The organism is Mesorhizobium sp., from assembly GCF_005063415.1.
Taxonomy (GTDB): domain Bacteria; phylum Pseudomonadota; class Alphaproteobacteria; order Rhizobiales; family Rhizobiaceae; genus Mesorhizobium.
On sequence record NZ_SUEG01000002.1, the window covers coordinates 70,930 to 89,228 of the forward strand.

Sequence of the window (18,299 nt, forward strand, 5' to 3'; positions counted from 1 at the left end):
CTGCGTTCGAAGCCGCATTCATCGACCAACATCGCGACGATCCCCCTCCTCTGCTGAAAACCACCGGAGTGCCCAGCGTGACGTGGCACCCGTCGCCTGCGATCATTGCCCCTTCACGCGAAGTTCGATTGCGGTGGCTGCGGTAGCACGGGGAATGGCCAGAGAATGACAGCGACACTGCGCGAATCCAATTCCGCATAAGCTCTAACCCCAAAGGGTGGAGCCGGCGGACACACCGACCTTCCTTGCCCGCTTCCGGCGCCTGTTAGCCTTTCGAGTACCTCGAAATGATATGCTCTCGCGCGCAGGCCTGGAGCGGCGGACGCTCCGACGGAAGCGACCGGTTCGAAACTGCCGCCCTTTCTCTTTGTTTGGGCACCGCTTGAGCACCGAACCCGAAACCGGGTCTCATTTTCGGGCCTGATCGTCTAGGCGAGCGCCATTGCATCGGCGGCGATCCGTCGCAGCTGGAGCTTGCGAACGTGGAGGCGTGGGGGCGGCTCCATGCCGATCGTGGCAAGGATGTGATCCCAACGGTAGACCCAATCGTGCATCTCTAGGCAACGGACCGTACTTGTCCGGCGCAACAATTCCGTACGGCAGGGGTTTGCGTCGAGTTCGCCAATTACGTCTGCGATATGGCTCGAGTCTGGTGATACCTCGATCACGGCGTCTGGCCAGTCGAAGTGCGCGCCGAATTCGGCGCATTGCGGCGCGGTCCCAAGCATGACGGCGCCGCCCGCAGCCCCTTCGAAAAGACGGGCAGGCAGCACCTGCTCCCCGGCAATCGTGACGGCCTTGGAGTTTGCAAGCGTCGCTGGACTGAAAGCCATGAAATAGCGCGTGCGCCTGATGATATTGGCGAGCAGCAAACGATGCTCATGCCAGGCCTTCACCCGGGAATCTGTGCTTGCGAGCGTGTCGTAGAGATAGAAGAGGTCCCGCTCTTCGGCCAGCTTCAGAAGCTGTCCGTGTATCTTCGCGGCTCGGTTGCCGATCGAGTATACGTCGATCACGCGTTTGACCGGCGATAGATACGGCGTTGCAATGAGGCCGTCGACAGCCGCGGCAAGAAAGGAACACGGCGTGCGGGTGTATTGAGGCAGGCGCGGTATGCACGCGCTGTGCAACACGAACACATGGTCGAACTGGTCCAGGAGCTTAAGATATCGGCGGTCCTCATCGAGAGTGCTCGACCAGAGCTCGAACAGATACGCGACAGCAACCTTGCAGCGGCCGCGCCAGTCGTGGATCCGAGACAATTCTACAAGGCTTTGCGGACTCCAAGCGACGAAGAAGAAAAGGTCATAATCTTGCGTGAGCCGAACATGCTCAATGCTTGGCGCATTCATTAACCCCAGCCCTTTGCGAAACGCGTTCGTCAGTCTGTTGAAGTCACGCTGCACGTTGTGAGGGTCGTGCTTTGGCAAGATGGCGTGAAAGCGTCTCGTCAGGTAGTTGTCGATGCCAGGGGCGATCAGATCGGCATCCTCGCATTCGGCAACGATGCGGCAAAACTCATACGCCAAGGCAAAGTGAGCCCGATCCTTGGCATTGAATTCAGAGGCAACCAGTGTACGTCTCTTCAAGGAATTCTCCCGGCACTTGTCATTCGACTTTCAACTATTCGGCCGCCGCAGGTTGGCCCGGCGCATGGTGCTCCAGTGCCGGGAGGTATTGCCGACCCCGGATCATGTCTGCTGCCTTTTCCGCGATCATAAAGACAGCGGCCGAAGTGTTGGCCGAGGGAACGGATGGCATGATGGAAGCATCAACGACCCGCAGGCCCTCGAGGCCGTGGACCCGCAACTGGTCGTCCACGACAGACTCAACACTGTTGGATGGGCCCATCCGGCACGATCCGCACAAATGATAGGCTGTCAGCCCGATTTCGCGGGCAAACTGCAGCCGGTCCGCGTCGTCCGTTATTTTCGGGCCGGGAAGCTCTTCCGTACAGTTGTAGCGCCTGAGCTCGGGGGCCCGAAACAGCTGCTGCACAGTCTTCATGCCGTTGATAACGACCTGTCGGTCCTGATCATCGGCGAGATAGTTGGGCTGGATCAGCGGAGCTTGAGACGGATCTGCCGAGACCGCCCGAACATGTCCGATGCTCTTCGGCCGCAACTGATAATAGCCAAGCTTCATGACCGGAAACCGCCGCGCGCCGCCGTGATCGGTATAATTGCCCAGGGCAAGGTCAAGCTGGATATCGGGCGTGGAGTGAAGATCCCGCGAGTTGGCGAACCCGTAGACGAGCGACGGGCTGACGGCGAGAAAGTTCGGGCGGCCCAGCATCCATTTCGCTGCCTCGCGCAGGAGGCCGAAGCCGTGTCCGCTGACCGTTTCGATGCCCTCCACCCGGGCGATCAGGTGGACTATGTAGTGGTCCTGAACATTTGCACCGACACCGGGCAATTCGTGCACAACCGGAATTCCAAGGCCGGAGAGCATACTCGCAGCACCGACGCCTGACAGCTGCAACAGCTTTGGTGAGTTCGCCGCGCCAGCGGAGAGGATCACCTCTCGACGGGCCTTCACAAAGCTCGTGGGATGACCCGGCCCTCCTCGTACATATCGAACGCCGATGGCACGCTTTCCCTCGAACAGGACGGCAGTGGCCTGCGCGTTCGTGCGGACATCCAAGTTCTTCTTTCTGGCTATCGGCCGTAGGAAAGCCCGCGCTGCGCTCACGCGCCATCCGTTATCGATATAGCGCTGATAGTAGCCCACGCCGGCCTGGCTTGCTGCATTGTAGTCGGAATTGCGCGGGATACCGGCATTGAGCGCCGCCTCGATGAATGCATCACATAGTGGATGTCGCCAATCGCAATCTGTAACTGGAAGAAGTCCGTCCGTTCCGCGATAGAAGGGATCGCATGCCCCAAGCCTCCGCTCGGTTCTCTTGAAATAGGACAGCACGTCGGCGTAGCCCCAGCCTCGATTGCCCTGGTGGGCCCACTCGTCGAAGTCGGCAGCCGCGCCGCGGTTGTAGTTCATACCGTTAATTGCGGTCGAACCGCCTAATGTCTTGCCCTGCGACATCGGAATAGAACGGTTGGCCGTCCCCGGACTAGGCTCCGTTTCGAACTGCCAAGCATATTTCGGATCCGAGGATGTCTTGTAGAGTCCCGCCGGAATGTGCAGAAGGATGTTGCTGTCGGCCGGCCCCGCCTCGAGCAGGCAGACCTTAGTGGTCCCGTCAGCCGCCAGACGATTGGCCAAGACGCAGCCTCCCGCCCCGGCTCCGACGATCACATAGTCAAAGACATCCGCCTCGACCGACATCGGTTCGCGCTCCGCTTATCGCCAGCTTCAAACAATGGCAGGAAATCCGGCAGATGGCACTTTGCCCATCGGTATTAAGCCTTATGAAGGGCTTTCGCGGCGGGCGGAATGGAGAGATGGTGTGTGGAGTGCTGTGCGTGCATAAGCCTGCCGCCGATGTGCATTCTTCGCGAACCTGCGCCGCTGGCGCACAGGGGAAAATGGGGATGCCTGACGACAACCTGGCCGAAGAAGCGGCCTTGCCGAGAGGTAGGGGTCCATCTGCATCTCGTTGGCCACAGCGGGCTGATAGATTCCATGTCGCGCGGCCGGCAGTCTCTTGAACCCCGGCGCCTTAATCGGCGCCGTCTCCTTGCCGGGCTGCTGGCGCTGCCTGTCTCGGGTGTCGTCGGTGCAGCGGTGCCTCTGGCCCAAGGGCAATCGGGCGTTAAATCGTTCGGGGGTGCCGTCTCCCTTCCGCGTCCAAGCGGACCCGTGCTCACGCGCGCGGATGGGCAGATCATTGAAAATCTGGACATTTACGCCCCCTATGGCAACGGGATCACGGCACTCCATCAGGGTGTCATCGTCCGCAGCTGCCGCATTCGTCATGCCATGGGCAGTGGGATATACGCCCGCGGAGCCGCCGGAATACGCTTGCAGGATCTCGAGATCGATCATGTCGGCGCTCCCCCCTCGGTGACCGGACGAAGTCAGAACCGCAACAATATAGAGCTGGAAAGCTGCCCCGATGCGATCATCATCCGTGTCAAGGCGTCCCGCGGCTCCTCCAATATCTATGTCTTCGACTCTCCAGGCACCCAGATGAGCTTCCTCGAACTCCACGACGCGCGCGGGCCGTTCCCCCGTGGACAGAATGTGCAGTTCAACCGCTCTCCTGATTCGAGCCTGGAAGAATTCTCGGCCGAGAACGGTCCCGCCTCCTGGACCGAGGACAACATTTCCGCCTTTCACTCTGACCGCTGTACAATTCGACGTGGACTCGTCTTCTACAACAACAGCCCCACAGGCGTTGGCGTCATGCTGGAGGGAAGCTTCAATTGTCGGGTCGATGACGTCGATGCCGTTCAACAGGGCAACGGCGCCTTCTCGGCCGTTCCGCAGGGTAAGGTCGGCAGTGGCGGTTGCGAGTTCAACCGCTGCCGGAGCCGGGACACCTACAATGAGCCGCGGGACGGCAGGGACGCCCCGACATCCAACGGCCTGTCGTTCCATACCCGGATATCAGAAGGCGCTGAAAAGCACAGTGTTAGGGACTGCTGCGTCTACGCGCTCGCCAATCCCCGCAACATCATCTGGCAAAGTGCGGCCGTGCATGCCGGTTGGTCCATCGAGCGCAAGGTATTTGATCCCAGACCGGCATTGCGGCTCGCCTTCAACTGGCAGTGAGCTGAGAATGCGCTGGTGCGTCGAATCCGGCTTACCGACGACGACGCCAAAAGAGCAGCAGGTCTGACAGCATTGACCGCGACGGCGACATCCCAAGCGTCCAGAGAGGCGCTGATGCAAGAATCATGCGTCCCGTCGTCGTGCTCGTATCGATAGGTGTGTCGACGATGCGAAGACCGACATCCTTGCTGCCAAGTCTTTCGATGAGCGCCAGCACTTCGCGGGTTGTGCGCGCAACACGGTACGGCTTCGTGACCGCAATCACGTCTCCTTTCCTAGCACATTCGATCGCCCTCTCCAGCTCCGGCGTCGAACCGAATATGCTAGTCTTCTCGCAGAAGTAGTTCTCGGCTCCCAAGCGGGCAAGATAAAGCTTTTGCGCTTCCAGTCTGGCAGCGGGTTCGAAGGTGTTGATACGACAGTAGCCGATGATCATCGCATTCCCCAATCATAAGAAGCTTTCAGTGAGGGTCCAAGGTGCCCGACTAAGCCGCCGAGAATCTGCGAGCCTGAATGCTGCCGCGGCTCGGCAGTCCATTTGTCATCTCCCATGTCCGTACAGATCCGCGAACTCGAGATATTGCTTTGCGACTCCCTGTGCATCGAACCGTCCCGCCCACTGGCGGGCACCTGCCGACAAGCGCGACCAAAGGTCATCATCGTCCAGGACCGCCTTTAGTGTTGCAGCCATCACCTCGGGCTGTGGTTCGACCACTGCCCCATTCACGCCATCCGCGAGGAGATCCCGGCTGAGCCTTGAGGTCCCGACGATGGGTGTGCCGCTGGCGATCGCCTCCATCACCGTTGCTGAGGCGACAGGAACCGTATAACGCGTGGGGAAAGCGGCGACGCGAACGCGGCTGTGTAGCTCGCGAACGCGTGCTCCCTCTGCCATGCCGAGAAGGACTACGTGCTCCCTTATCGGTTCAGGAAGAGCATCGACCGCCTCCCGCACCGGTCTTGTGATGTCACCCGTCACGTAAAGCGTTACGGATGGGTCGTTGAGGGCGCCGAATGCCCGGATCGTCGCCTCCGGCACCTTGTAGGGCGAGGTGCCGGCATGGAGGATCGCCCGCTCGCGCTCTGACAGCCCACGAGACGCATATGACTGGCGATCGATGCATTTGGGAATTTTCAGGATTTGGTGGCTTGGCAGCCCAAGATCTCGCACCAGTTCCTCCTGAAGCTCGGTCGTTGAGGCGACGACGTAATGGCAGCGCCGCATGCTCGAGCGTCTAATGGCTCGCCATGCTGGCGCGAGCGCCCCCTTCCGCCTCTCGAGATCGTGAACGATCTGAACGATCGTGCCACGCAGCGGTAGCGGCATCGCCTCGCTGTGGAGGACAAGATCCGGCCGGAACCGATCGATGATACCGATCGCCCGCAGCCATGCCGCGACTGAAGCCGGTCCGGTCAACGGCGTGCGGCTCAATCCGATTATCGGCAACTCGAGGCGAGGCGAAAGAAGTCGCTGGAATTTTGCGCGGCTTTCGAAGGTGCCGACCACGATCTGCACCTGGTGGCCCAATTCGAGCAACGCCTGGGCAAGTGCCACAATGAAGATGCTCACGCCATCAGGTGAATCCAAAGGTTCACGCCGGGTCAAGACAATGCGCATTCGATCAAACCGCCACAAATAGGTGCCGGCGCGGCTGCAGCCCCCGTGGCACCGTGTTTCAGCAATGAAAAGGAAGAGGACTTCTCCGAAATATGCGAGGCGGCAGGACCGATCCTCGCAGCAAATCGATAAACGACAAATGGGAGTACCCGGCCCGCACTGCGCTCATTGACGCGTGAAGCTTGGTCTCGCCCTGTGGTCGGCTCCTGCCGGCGCATGTTCCGGCTCACCTCACGACACTGCCGCGAAGGCTCGGACCGGGCGCCTGACCAGGGGTTCATAGATGGCCATCAACCGATTGAAGTTTGCTTCGGGCGTGTACTGCTCCTGATAGGCGGCATAGGCCCGGCTTGCCATTTGCTCCAAGGCAGATCGGTTTGAAAGCGCCCAGCGCACCTGATCGGCCAAGGCGCCGGCATTACCGACAGGAACGACAAGGCCGGTGACGTCTGGCTCCACGACCCCTTTGATCCACGGCAGCTCCGAGCAGATTACCGGCAGGCGGCTTGCGAAGGCCTCGATGACGGTCATGGGAAACAATTCATACCCTTTCGATGGAAAGAGCAGGAATGCTGCAGTCTGCATCTCCTTCAGCACCGTCTCGCGCGACTGACGCCCGAGATATTCCACGCGCTCGCCCGCAGATTGCTCGACGAGCGGAGCCAACGGCCCGTCGCCGATGATCCGCAGCGGATAGTCGATCTCCTTCCACGCCTCGAGCAGCGTGGCCACTCCCTTGTGGTGCTCATCCAGTCGTCCGACGAACAGCCCTCCATTGCGGCGAAGGTCACCGAAAATTTGCGGCCTGGCAACGGCATTCGGCTTGACGACGATACGTTCGGCCGGCAGGCCGCCTTCCACAAGCTTGCGCCTGGCCCAGTCGGTGAGGGCAATGAAGCGGTCGACCTTGCGGGACCAGGTGCCGGCTCTCTTATGAAACTCGACCATTGCGGCAAGGGCGAGCGTGCCCGCCAGGGAATTCCTGTAGACCTTCTTCGGAACAGTCCACCAGCAGGTGTGGCGCAGACTTCGTTCCCGAAGCCTCTCATCGGGATAAAGCAAGGCGCTGGGACAGAGAATCCTGAAATTGTGCAAGGTCATTACCGATGGCATGCCGGCCTCGCGGCACGCATCCAGGATGGAGGGGCTCAGGAGAGGAAAGAAATTGTGGATATGGACGATATCCGGTGAAAATTCCGCCAATTTTCGGGACAGGGCCCGCCGTGAATGAGGGTTGTAGATAGCCCCCAGGGCGGTGGAAATCCTCCGCGCGACCCGCACGATATCGTCATTTGTGGCGGAGAACAGCTCGACGTCGACCCCATTCTGCTTGAGGCACGCGAGCTCCTCCCGAACCACGCTATCCTCTCCGGCCCTTATCTGGTAGAAATTATGAACCATTAAGACGCGCATTGCAGTCCGCCCCGTCCGAATCTCAATTCGGCATCCCGGACGCCCGTGGCGACGACGCGACGGCCCCGGAAAAGTCGGCCTTTGGCAAAACGACCTCCACAACGTCGCCGGGCGCAAGCCCGAGATCTTCGCTGACGGGGAGCCTGCGCTCGTTGAATGGAAAGGCCACTGACTTGAACCGCTCCAACCAGCGCCAAGCTCACCTCGCCGTCCACTCCGATCAGCAGTCGCTGCCTGAAATCAGGAATACCGGGGACCGATACCTCCAGCGTATCTCCGGGCTGTAGCGTGTAGTCGGCAAGTGCCGCTGTCGGAATCAGAGCGATGGCGCCAGCGAGCGAAGCGAGGCGGGTCGAAGCCATGGTCATCGACAGCGCCGACAACAAGAATCTCAACAGCTTCATGGGTCACCCAACGGGTTGCCCCGTATCTCTACGGGCGACATAGCACGGGTTTCTCCGGCGCGGGCGAACCTGCGCAGTGGATGGCCCTATGCTACCAGAGGAGGCATAGCCGAGGCCGAGGCAAAATGGCTGGCTCGCTGGCTCTTTCGAGGCACTCCTCATGGAACCGGCACGGCGCCGCCGCATGAGCGGGCACATCAGCGGACGGCTCTCCTGCTCCTGCCGCGCCAAAATCGGTACAACGCGTTCCCTTCCGATAGCCCGCCTATGTCGGGTGGGCCGCATCCATGTTCGTTCCAATGTATGAACAAGCACAATGCTGCGTTCGATCCGGTTCAACTGGAGGAAGTTCCACAGCCAAGGCCGGAACGCTGGCGCGAAGCGCAATCAAATAGCCGTATGAGAAAGCAATTCCCACAATCTGTAGAGGGCTCTCCAGGGCCGGATTGACGAACATGGCGAGGAAAATCGTGATGAAGACTGTGGACGCATGATTGCGAACACCGCGTGGCAGTCGATTTGGCGGGAAGGCCACCAAAATGGCAGACACGATCAAAATGAAACCAATGACCCCCGTCCGCAATATAGCTTGAAAGAACGAATTGTGAATTCCTGTCGAGAGTATCTCAAGCATTCTGGCATGCGTAATATTCCTGGTGTCGGGAAGAAAGGTAATATCCTCGAATCCGGGAAACTCGTATCGCCATCGGACCGATTCCTTCCCAAATCCGATGCCAAACCCGTATGTATCCGCAAGGGATGAGAGTGCGTCCGAAATGAACGCGAGTCTGATCCCGGAGTTCGGGTCCAGAGCAAAGGTTTGAGGTATGAAGTTCAACCCGACTGCATAGGCCGAAGTCAGTGCGGTCGCCAAAGCTGCGGCCATCAACCGGCCGGGCACGCCAATTAGAATGACGATCATCGTGACCACAAGCACCTTGAACTGAGCCAAGGGGCTGGCGAGGGCTATTCCCAAAAGGAGCAAAATGCCGCCGTATCGGCGCCAGTCGTTCGTCAGAAAAATACCGCCTGCAATGAAAAACACGGCAATGACCATGTTGTTGATCAGCGCACCATAAAGAATCAGTATCGCGGCTTGCCCAGATGCGCGCGGATATTGCACGTCCTGCTGAAACATCACCGCCGGCGCGACAACGAGAGACAGGAACAGGAAAACGGGTGCACCAAAAAAGGCATTGCCGCTCATCAGCCTGCGGCGGAAATAAGCCTTGGACCCCCATGCGACGGCGAAGAATCCTACAATCGGGACGATTTGCCTTATGACTGCTTCTTGAAGGAAGTGAACCTGCCAGGAATCCGGCATCAGCCTGTATCTGGACAGCAGGGCAATGAAGAGGCAGAAGGCGGTGTAGACCGCGAGCAGACGAGGCGGCACCGTCTGCCGCAGCAAGGCATAGGCCAGACAGACACCGACCGGGACCACTATGAAGAAAAGGCCAAGCAGGCGCAGGGATATTGCGAGGGCGCAGGCCAGCCAAATGCCGGAGAGAAAGAGGGTGTAGTCGAGCACGTCAGGGGAATGGCTGCAAACGAGATCGACCGGCTTTGAACCCTTCCTGCGCGACAATGTCGCTGGCGAGGTCATGGCCTGTATTCCCGGTTAGGACTGAAAGCCGCACGGTTCATCCTGGTCAAAATTACTGCCGAGAGTTTCTCTGCAGGGATGATGCGCAGGATTCCCTCGAGGTGATCCGCGAAAGTGCGGCGTGCCTGCAGCACCAGGAGGACCTCGCTGATGACGCCCATGGCCGCTTCCAGATCAGCGGTGCGGTCGGTGGTGTGAAAATCAACCACTATACAACTGTATTCTTGCTGCAGATGCTGGAGTGCAGCGGAGATGGAGAGCGAGGCATTCAACTCGGAGATTGACCCCGTGGGCCTGAGAACCAGAACCTGCAGCCCTTCCTGATCCGCGGGAATGGTGGCAAACGCCCTGGCGAGCTTGCGGCCTGGCTCCGCGTTCAGCATTGGCTGGTCCATTGATGGCTTTTGCCAATTGGCATCAACGAGCAGTGTCTTTTGCCCGGTCGCCGCAATGACCCTTGCGAGATGAACCGCCACCGTGGAGCTTCCGGACTTGGCGAGGGGTGAAGCAACGCCGATTATAAATCCGCCTTGGCGGCCCTGAACTCCGCGCATACGGCTGGCAATCTTGTTCACTTGGCGGCCCTGAACTCCGCGCATACGGCTGGCAATCTTGCTGAGCGAGCTGTGAAGCTCGGGAGCGTCCTTTGAGTAGACGGGCTGCAAAGACTGCTCGCATGGCCCCACAACATTCCACCTGCGGCGGGGAATTCTGCGGATTCCTACAATCCGATCAAGGCCGGTTGACCTGTGCACATCCTCGACCGTTATCAGGCGGTGGTTCATTGCTTGCTTGATCAATGCGTGACCAACACCGGCAACCCCACCGGCCATAACGGAGAGCGCTACCATCAGGACCGTTGGCGGCCAACTGCGTTGGCGAGGCGGTTCGGCGGGCGTGATGACCCTTGCGCTCGGGATCAGCGACGAGGCGCTGAAATCGGAGTGCGTCCGCTGCAGAAGGGTATTGTAAAGCGAGCGATAAACCTCGGCCGCGCTCTGCTGCTCGCGGATAAGGACTTGTGCCCTCTCCGCAGATTCAGGATCCGATGGGAGTTCCGTCAGTGATTCGGTCACAAAAGCCTTTTCCCGAAGTTCAGCAAGCCGCTTGTGCAGATCAGATGTTTCTTCCGCGCGAGCCGCCTGCCGGCGTTCGCGCTGATTTCCGATGTAACCGTCGGCGATCGCGTTCGCGAGCATGGCCGAGAACTGAGGATCGGAAGAGGTGACCCCGATCTCGACGGCGGTGGAGGAACCCATCTGAACAACGGAAAACGCGCGCCTCACAAGGACCATCGCCTCATACCTAATATTTGGCTCCGCCGTCGGCATTTCGGTGCCGAAGAGAGACGCCAATTGGCCCCGCACATAGCTGGAGATCCGGGTGCGCAAGCTGTCATCCGTCACAAACTCTTCGTCTTCCGCTAAGCCAGTGTGGTCAACAACGCGTCCGACGACCTCGTCCGACTGAATGACCTGTATCTGGCTCTCTACATAGACCCGCTCATCCGCCTGAGCTTCGCCCGGTTGCGGAGCCGGCGGAGATGAAAGGAGGATGGTCGCATAGGCGGTGTAATATCCAGGCGAAAGGACCGTATATGCGCCGCCGACACCAAGGCTCACAACGATCCAGAGGAGGCAAAGGCGCCAACTGCGTCGAACAAATCTCAAGATGTCTTTCGCGGTCAGCTCGTCGCGATCCTTGGGTGGGATCGGCTGGTGAGGCGGCCCGGACGGCTGAACGACAAAGTGATCGGTGGCGAACATACAGACTCTCCTACGACCGGAAATGATCCGCCTCGTGTTCCAACGGCGCGGATTGGGACGCAGGGGGATATCCTCGCACCCGGCCTGCGTCGCAAGCCGCCGCCGTGCGAAGGACGGCCGCTCCGCCAATGAGGAAGAAGCCGGCTGAAACCACCAGCACGACGACTTCCTTCGCCACCATCGCGTAAACAATGGCTTGCTCCGCCATGACGAAAGACAAAAAATATGTGGCCACCAGGAATACTAGCAGACCGGATACGTTAAGGACGGCCCATTCATTTTCATAGCCGTAACTGAACATGAATATATTTGACGTGAATGTATTTATGTTCATCAGCAATGGTATAATGGCCATTGCGCGCACGATAGGTATCGCTCCTGAAAATTCATCTCCGAAGAGGATCAATATTATATATGGAGCAACAAATAACATTCCAATAGTCATCGCCGTCCCGCCTGCTATGGTGAATAATGATCTCCTTATTAGTCGTATTCCGGCAGCAGGGTCGAAATGAGCGTAGTATGAAACCCTCGGTATGAAGGTATCCATAAGCAACTTAAAAAATATCCGCGCGGCTAGTAGGAATTTTTCGGCGACAGAATATTGTCCGGCTGCGACATAACCTTCGAAATGCCCGACAAGGGCGACAGGGAGGGTGACGAGGGCAGACTCCACGGCTAAGAAGAGGCATCCCCTCCAGCCGTTGCGCAGCTGCATTCCAATCGTCGAAAGCGTCACGGACCTGAAACCGCCGAACCCAATCGGAAGGATGAAAGGTAAGCAGATGACGCCACTGAGGACGGGAACTGCGCTCTGGATGGCAACGGCGAGCGCGACCTGGTCAGGTGATGCGACCATGGCGACGAAACAGACGAGCGCCAGAACGCGAGCAACAACCACCGCGACGGTCGCCTGCCAGGCGCGTTCCAGGCCGACGAAGAGCCAGGCCGGAAAAATAATGCCGCCGGCGGCCGAGAGCATCGCGCACAGGAATGTCGGCCTACTGAGCGCCAGGACGTCGCCGGCCAGCACAAGGCCAACCAGGCATACGGCAACGAACAGCACTGCCTTAGTGGCCATGACCTGAGCAACGAGTGACGCGATCGCCGCCGGCTCGTATCGAAGGGAAGCAACCCTGCGCTGCGCGGTCCAATGAAATCCATAGGCCACGACCGAGGCGGCGAGTTGTCCGATGGCGAGCGCATACGCGTACTGCCCGAAACTCATGGGCCCAAGGACACGCCCGGCATAGGGCAAGATGATCAGCGGCTGCAGGACGTCGGTGACATGCAGGACAGCCAGACTGGCGGCCTGTTTGCTCAGAGTCATGGTAGCCTCCAGTCAGGTGCCTGTCGAGGCAATGCAAACCACACAGTCCAGATATGGTAGCGCCGCCTCCCAGCAGCAGCGCCAAAGAACAGCCGGCCGTGAAGGCGTTGGCGCAAATCGGCAATACGGCGGTCCAAGTGTGTTCACTGGTTCCGCCTTCCTCTAACCGTCACGAAGTCCGCGCCTGGGAAGCAGCGATGCCTGCAGCAAAGCCAGGATGAACAGGCTGTTCGTCACGAGGTACCTGATCGCCAGGCGGCGGGGATCCTGGAAGAGCCGGTGCAGCCATTCCAGCCCGCTCTTCTGCATCCATTGCGGCGCCCGCTTGACGTCTCCGGCATGGAAATCGAAAGCTGCTCCTACCCCTAACATGACCGCATTGATCCGGCCGCGATGCGCCTGCATCCAGCTTTCCTGCTTGGGACATCCGAGCCCCACCCACATGATCCTCGCACCGGACTGATTGATCATTCTGACCACTGCCTCATCCTCCTCGGCCGACAGAGGGCGGAGCGGAGGGGAGTAAGAGCCCACGATGTTTATGCCGGCAAACTCGGTTCGAATGCACTGTTCGAGACGTTGCAGGGTGCCCGGGCTGCCGCCGTACAGGAACATTGCCGAGCCCAGTTCCGATGCCCTCCGGCAACAAATCCACATCAGGTCCGGTCCGGCGATGCGCGGCTGATCCGCGTGTCCCTGCCGCCTCAGCATCCAGGCCACCGGCGCTCCATCCGGCGCGACAAGGTCGGCGCTATCTATCGCTTCGGCATGGGCGCGATTGCGGCGGGCGGTAACGACACTGTGGGCATTGCACAGGAAAACCGTTCGGCTCTCCCGCCGCAGCGCCCAGTCGAAGACGCAGTTGACTGCCTGCGCCAAGCCCAGAGCGTGCACGGGTACCCCAAGCACTTGCTCGCGCACTACTCCCTGATCGATCGCGAGCTCTGTCATGCCACCTCGATTGCTGCAATGGTGAGCCATCATCACAGCGTGCGAGCACTTCGAGTTCAATTGCTATTCCGAACGGGAAGCTGGGGGGCGGCGCTCAGCGGAGGTACTTAAAAGGAATATCCTGTCCCAACCGGATAGATAGGTAACAGAATGGACCGATTGCATGGGTGACAGTTTTCTTGTCCGCCGGGAGAGCGATGGTTTGGCAAGAGACTGGCATCATGGACGAGCGGCTTCGGTTTGTTGTGGATTGCCTGGCGGGCGATGAGGCGATGAGCGAGTTGTGTGCTGGCTTCGGCATATCGCGCAAGACCGGCTACAAATGGCTTGGTCGCTATCGTGCGCTCGGCCCGGAAGGCTTGCATGACTGCCGCGGGCGCCGCTCAATCATGGCCGGGCGACGGCTTTGGATCTGGTGAAACAGATTGTTGCGGCCAAGGAGACGCACCCGCTGTGGGGACCGAAGAAGATCGTTGCACGGCTGAAGCGCATCGCTCCCGAGTTGGCCTGGCCATCGGCCTCGACGGCTGGGGCGATCCTTGCGCGGCACGGCCTTGTCAGCGTCCGCAAGCGGGCACGGCTGCGGGCCTGCGGCAACGGACCATCGCCGCAAGCCGAGGCGCCGAACGCGGTGTGGACGGGCGATCACAAAGCTGGTTCCGGACCCGTGACGGGTGGCGCTGCGAGGCGTTGACGGTGATGGATGCGTCGAGCCGCTACCTGTTGGCGCTCGAAGCGACGGGCTCGACGGCATGACGAGGCCTGGCCGGTGCTCGAGCGGCTGTTTGAGGAGCATGGCCTGCCGGATCGGCTCAGAAGCGATAATGGCCCGCCCTTCGCGTCGGCCGGCGTCACCGGGTTGACGCCGCTTGCGATGCGCTTCATCAAGCTCGGCATCACGCTGGAGCGGATCGCGCCCGGCAAGCCGCAGCAGAACGGCCGCCACGAGCGCTTCCACCTGACTATGCTGCCGCTGGCCGAGGCGCCGGAGGCCGACAGAATGGCCCAGGGCAAGGCCTTCGAGGCCTTCCAGCACGCCTAGAATGAGGAGCGTCCGCATGAGACGCTGGCCATGGACACCCCGGCGCAGCATTACCGCGCCTCGACTCGTGCCGACGACACCGCCCGAGCCCGACTATCCGGCCGAGGCGGCGGCGCGCAGCGTGCGCCACATGGCGAGATCAGGCGGAACGGCGGCTTCGTCTACGTTTCCAAGGCGCTGGCCGGCGAAGCGGTCGCCGCCATCGAAACCGAGGATGGTGAATGGGCGCTCCGCTTCCACGCCCATCCACTTGGCATCATCGATACCAGGCGCATGAAGCTGGTGCGCCGCAGCGCCGCGGGTTGCCTACGGCATTGTTGTCGGGCGACACCGTGACGATCTTGACGCCGATATGGCGACCTGCCGGCGTGCCGGCCGCAACGGAGAGAACAAGGGATATTCCTTTTAAGTACCTCCGATGAGCGCCGCCCCCCAGCTTCCCGTCCGGAATAGCAATTGAACTCGAAGTGCTCGCACGCTGTGATGATGGCTCACCATTGCAGCAATCGAGGGTGGCATGACAGAGCTCGCGATCGATCAGGGAGTGGTGGCATATCGCAAATGTTCGCGGGATGATGCCCTCTGGTTGCAGCCTAAAGAATTCACGCAGGATTATCTGGCATCGCTTTGCATCGCATTGGCGCAGATCGATACGGACGCCGTGCAGGAGGCGATACAGTTGCTGCGCGCCGTACGCGATGCGGGCGGCACAGTCTTCGTCGCCGGCAACGGCGGCAGCGCAGCGACCGCCTCCCACTGGGTCAATGACCTCGGTAAGGCCACGAAACGCTCGGGAAGGCAGCCAATCCGGGTCATAGGGCTGACAGACAACGTCTCCTGGATGACGGCGCTCGGCAATGACGAAGGCTACGAGCGTATCTTTGCCGGCCAGATGGAGAACTTCGCCAAGCCGGGTGACGTGCTCATAGTGATTTCAGCCAGCGGGAACTCGCTTAATCTCGTGCGGGCAGTCGAACTCGCTCGCGAAAGGAAGGTAGCCACCATCGGCATTGTCGGTTTTGACGGCGGCACGCTTAAGGAGCTCGTCGACCAGCCAGTATGGGTGAGGTCCGAAAAAGGCACCTACGAACTCGTCGAGGACGTCCACGCCGCGATCTGTCATGCCATCACGCGATACCTCATCGCCGACCGACCGGAGCGCGGTCAATGAATATTGTCCTGCCGAGCTCTCCCTGCCTGCAAAAGGCAGATGTCGAAGGCCGCACCTACAGCCGGCCGCGCCAGGCGGTCATCCTGGCCGGCGGGCGTGGCACGCGCATGCGGCCGATCACAATCGATCGCCCGAAACCAATGGTGCCGGTGCGCGGCCGCCCTTTTTTGGAATACCAGATCGAACAGCTGCGGCAGGAGGGGTTCGAAAGGGTTCTTCTTCTACTCGGGTATTTGCCCCATGTAGTGATGGACCATTTTGGCGACGGCAGCAGGTTCGGCCTCAGTATCGAATATGCCGTCACCCGTCCCGACGACCTCACCAGCAGCCGGGTATCCAATGGCCGTCACCTCATAGATCCGTGCTTCCTGCTGCTGTATTGCGACAATTACTGGCCGATGCGCATGGAGCGGTTGTGGCAACGCTTCTGTGCGGCCGGCAAGCCTGGAATGATCACGGTCTACAGCAACAAGGACGGCTATTCACGCGGCAGCGTGATCCTTGATGCGAACGACAATGTGACCGTCTTCGATCGGCTCCGCACCACGCCCGGGCTGCAGGGAGTCGAGATCAGCTATGCCATACTGACCGATCTCGCCCTCGAACTCCTGCCCGACGAGGACACCCTCTTCGAGGAGGCCATCTACACGCCGCTCGCGACGCAGCATCGCCTCGCCGGCTTCGTAAGCGAGCACCGCTACTACAGCGTGGGCTCGATCGAGCGTCTACCCGCGACGGAGCGCTTTATGAGCCGCGAAAAAACCATGCTCGTAGATAGGGACGGCGTACTCAACTGCAGACCGCCACGGGCTCAATATGTGTGTTCATGGGACCAGTGGGAGTGGGTTCCGGGTGCAAAGCAGGCGTTGGCCCTTCTGAACGAGGCCGGCTACCGCATAGTCATCATCTCCAACCAGGCAGGGATAGCGCGCGGAGCGATGACCGCCGCTGATCTCGAGGCGCTTCACCAGCGCATGTGCGCCGAGGCCGAAGCCGTCGGCGGCAAGATCGCGGAGATCTACCACTGCCCACATGGCTGGGACGACGGCTGCGACTGCCGCAAGCCCAAACCCGGCATGCTGTATCAGGCACAGCGCGACTTTGATCTCGACCTCACACGCACACTGTTTGTCGGCGATGACGATTGTGACCGTCAAGCGGCCGAAGCCGCAGACTGCCTATACGCGCAAGTAAGCGAGCAATGCTCGCTTCTGGACCTCACCCGTCAACTCCTTTCGAAAGCGGAGCACGGCAGACATGAATGAATCAACACGCGTTCTCGTCACCGGACACAATGGATATCTCGGTTCTGTCATGGTGCCCGTGTTGCAGGCGGCGGGCTATGAGGTGGTCGGGCTGGACATCGGATATTTTCGTGCGTGCACCCTGGGAACGGACAATACCAGTGTGCCCGAGATCACAAAGGATCTGCGCGCCATCGAACCCCCGGATCTGCAGGGCTTTGACGCGGTGATCCATCTGGCGGCACTCTCGAACGACCCGATCGGAAATCTCAACGCGGATTGGACGAGGCAGATCAATGCGGACGGGACAGTTCGTCTGGCCACGATGGCCAAGGCGGCCGGCGTCCGGCGGTTCCTATTTTCCTCCTCTTGCATCATGTATGGCATGTCGGAAGCCGCCGTCGTCGACGAAACCGCCCCGCTGGCGCCGCAAACAGAATACGCAAGATCAAAGGCTGTTGCCGAAGAAGCGCTGCGCGCGCTGGCGGACGACCGGTTCTCGCCCGTCTATTGCCGCAACGGCACCGTCTATGGTCTCTCGCCGAGAATGCGCTTCGACACCGTGCTGAACAATTTCATGGGCAGCGCCTTCACCACTGGACGTGTCGAAGTCCATAGCGATGGCACGCCATGGCGGCCCGTGGTTCATGTCCAGGATGTCGCGCGCTATTTCAAATTGATGCTGGAGGCGCCGCTACAGGACATCCACAATGAGGCGTTCAACATGGGTGTTGAAAGCCTCAATCTCCAGGTGAGCGAGATAGCGGAGATCGCCGTTGAGGCCGTCCCCGGCGCGCAGCTCACAATGACACCGAAGCCGGGCGCGGATCAAAGGACCTACAAGGCGGACTTCAGCAAGTTCTCACGGACTTTCCCGGATTTCGAGTTTCAGTGGACGGCGCGAATGCGAGCGCAGGAGCTTTACGAGGCGTTCCGCTCGATCGCACTTACATTTGAAGACTTTACCGACAAGCGCTTCACGCGGCTGCGCTGGCTCGATCATTTGCTCAAGGCGGGGATGCTCGATGATCAGTTGCGCTGGCGAACCGCACAGCCGCGTGTTGCCTAATTTTCATTCTG

At 60.1% G+C, this 18,299-nt stretch carries 18 protein-coding genes; 8 read left to right on the forward strand and 10 right to left on the reverse strand.

Going from position 1 to position 18,299, the window contains the following annotated elements; all coding sequences use genetic code 11:
- Nucleotides 1–428: 428 nt before the first annotated feature.
- On the reverse strand, nucleotides 429–1,589 hold the full coding sequence (locus E5W70_RS01395) for a glycosyltransferase (RefSeq protein WP_292653673.1): 1,161 nt from the start codon (nucleotides 1,587–1,589) through the stop codon (nucleotides 429–431).
- A gap of 34 nt (nucleotides 1,590–1,623) precedes the next feature.
- Nucleotides 1,624–3,285 carry a GMC family oxidoreductase N-terminal domain-containing protein gene (locus E5W70_RS01400; RefSeq protein WP_292653674.1) on the reverse strand — a complete coding sequence of 554 codons (1,662 nt, stop codon included), beginning with the start codon at nucleotides 3,283–3,285 and terminating at the stop codon, nucleotides 1,624–1,626.
- 474 nt (nucleotides 3,286–3,759) lie between these two features.
- Between E5W70_RS01400 and E5W70_RS01405 the strand changes: the two genes are divergently transcribed.
- Nucleotides 3,760–4,674 (forward strand): right-handed parallel beta-helix repeat-containing protein, encoded by a 915-nt coding sequence (locus E5W70_RS01405; RefSeq protein WP_292653675.1) that lies wholly within the window; start codon nucleotides 3,760–3,762, stop codon nucleotides 4,672–4,674.
- 31 nt (nucleotides 4,675–4,705) lie between these two features.
- On the opposite strand, the gene E5W70_RS01410 is transcribed toward E5W70_RS01405, so the two are convergent.
- The 8 genes from E5W70_RS01410 to E5W70_RS01440 form a co-directional block, all read right to left on the reverse strand.
- The gene (locus tag E5W70_RS01410; protein WP_292653676.1) at nucleotides 4,706–5,110 is read right to left on the reverse strand and encodes a recombinase family protein; all 405 of its coding nucleotides are present in this window, start codon (nucleotides 5,108–5,110) and stop codon (nucleotides 4,706–4,708) included.
- Nucleotides 5,111–5,215: 105 nt separating this feature from the next.
- The gene (locus E5W70_RS01415; protein ID WP_292653677.1) at nucleotides 5,216–6,244 is read right to left on the reverse strand and encodes a glycosyltransferase family 4 protein; all 1,029 of its coding nucleotides are present in this window, start codon (nucleotides 6,242–6,244) and stop codon (nucleotides 5,216–5,218) included.
- 279 nt (nucleotides 6,245–6,523) lie between these two features.
- Nucleotides 6,524–7,651 (reverse strand): glycosyltransferase family 4 protein, encoded by a 1,128-nt coding sequence (locus E5W70_RS01420; RefSeq protein ID WP_292653678.1) that lies wholly within the window; start codon nucleotides 7,649–7,651, stop codon nucleotides 6,524–6,526.
- Nucleotides 7,652–7,692: 41 nt separating this feature from the next.
- Nucleotides 7,693–8,109 carry a polysaccharide biosynthesis/export family protein gene (locus tag E5W70_RS33045; protein ID WP_366509640.1) on the reverse strand — a complete coding sequence of 139 codons (417 nt, stop codon included), beginning with the start codon at nucleotides 8,107–8,109 and terminating at the stop codon, nucleotides 7,693–7,695.
- A 265-nt stretch (nucleotides 8,110–8,374) separates the two neighbouring features.
- A complete protein-coding gene (locus E5W70_RS01425; RefSeq protein ID WP_292653679.1) occupies nucleotides 8,375–9,715 on the reverse strand; it encodes a hypothetical protein in 1,341 nt (446 codons plus the stop codon).
- On the reverse strand, nucleotides 9,712–11,481 hold the full coding sequence (locus E5W70_RS01430; RefSeq protein ID WP_292653680.1) for a Wzz/FepE/Etk N-terminal domain-containing protein: 1,770 nt from the start codon (nucleotides 11,479–11,481) through the stop codon (nucleotides 9,712–9,714). The genes E5W70_RS01425 and E5W70_RS01430 overlap by 4 nt, the downstream gene beginning before the upstream one ends.
- A 10-nt stretch (nucleotides 11,482–11,491) precedes the next feature.
- On the reverse strand, nucleotides 11,492–12,811 hold the full coding sequence (locus tag E5W70_RS01435; protein WP_292653681.1) for an oligosaccharide flippase family protein: 1,320 nt from the start codon (nucleotides 12,809–12,811) through the stop codon (nucleotides 11,492–11,494).
- 162 nt (nucleotides 12,812–12,973) lie between these two features.
- The gene (locus tag E5W70_RS01440) at nucleotides 12,974–13,762 is read right to left on the reverse strand and encodes a WecB/TagA/CpsF family glycosyltransferase (RefSeq protein ID WP_292653682.1); all 789 of its coding nucleotides are present in this window, start codon (nucleotides 13,760–13,762) and stop codon (nucleotides 12,974–12,976) included.
- Between the two features lie 221 nt (nucleotides 13,763–13,983).
- On the opposite strand from E5W70_RS01440, the gene E5W70_RS01445 reads away from it, so the two are divergent.
- The 7 genes from E5W70_RS01445 (at nucleotide 13,984) to E5W70_RS01475 (ending at nucleotide 18,288) form a co-directional block, all read left to right on the forward strand.
- A complete protein-coding gene (locus E5W70_RS01445) occupies nucleotides 13,984–14,181 on the forward strand; it encodes a helix-turn-helix domain-containing protein (protein WP_292653683.1) in 198 nt (65 codons plus the stop codon).
- Nucleotides 14,178–14,456, forward strand: coding sequence for a hypothetical protein (locus E5W70_RS01450; protein ID WP_292653684.1), 279 nt, complete (start codon nucleotides 14,178–14,180; stop codon nucleotides 14,454–14,456). The genes E5W70_RS01445 and E5W70_RS01450 overlap by 4 nt, the downstream gene beginning before the upstream one ends.
- A 75-nt stretch (nucleotides 14,457–14,531) precedes the next feature.
- On the forward strand, nucleotides 14,532–14,804 hold the full coding sequence (locus tag E5W70_RS01455) for an integrase core domain-containing protein (protein WP_292653685.1): 273 nt from the start codon (nucleotides 14,532–14,534) through the stop codon (nucleotides 14,802–14,804).
- A 30-nt stretch (nucleotides 14,805–14,834) separates the two neighbouring features.
- Nucleotides 14,835–15,140 carry a hypothetical protein gene (locus E5W70_RS01460; protein ID WP_292653686.1) on the forward strand — a complete coding sequence of 102 codons (306 nt, stop codon included), beginning with the start codon at nucleotides 14,835–14,837 and terminating at the stop codon, nucleotides 15,138–15,140.
- Nucleotides 15,141–15,321: 181 nt separating this feature from the next.
- A complete protein-coding gene (locus E5W70_RS01465) occupies nucleotides 15,322–15,975 on the forward strand; it encodes an SIS domain-containing protein (RefSeq protein WP_292653687.1) in 654 nt (217 codons plus the stop codon).
- The gene (locus tag E5W70_RS01470) at nucleotides 15,972–17,240 is read left to right on the forward strand and encodes an HAD-IIIA family hydrolase (RefSeq protein ID WP_292653688.1); all 1,269 of its coding nucleotides are present in this window, start codon (nucleotides 15,972–15,974) and stop codon (nucleotides 17,238–17,240) included. Before E5W70_RS01465 ends, E5W70_RS01470 begins: the two co-directional genes overlap by 4 nt.
- The gene (locus tag E5W70_RS01475; protein WP_292653689.1) at nucleotides 17,233–18,288 is read left to right on the forward strand and encodes an SDR family oxidoreductase; all 1,056 of its coding nucleotides are present in this window, start codon (nucleotides 17,233–17,235) and stop codon (nucleotides 18,286–18,288) included. Before E5W70_RS01470 ends, E5W70_RS01475 begins: the two co-directional genes overlap by 8 nt.
- The last annotated feature ends 11 nt before the right edge of the window (nucleotides 18,289–18,299 follow it).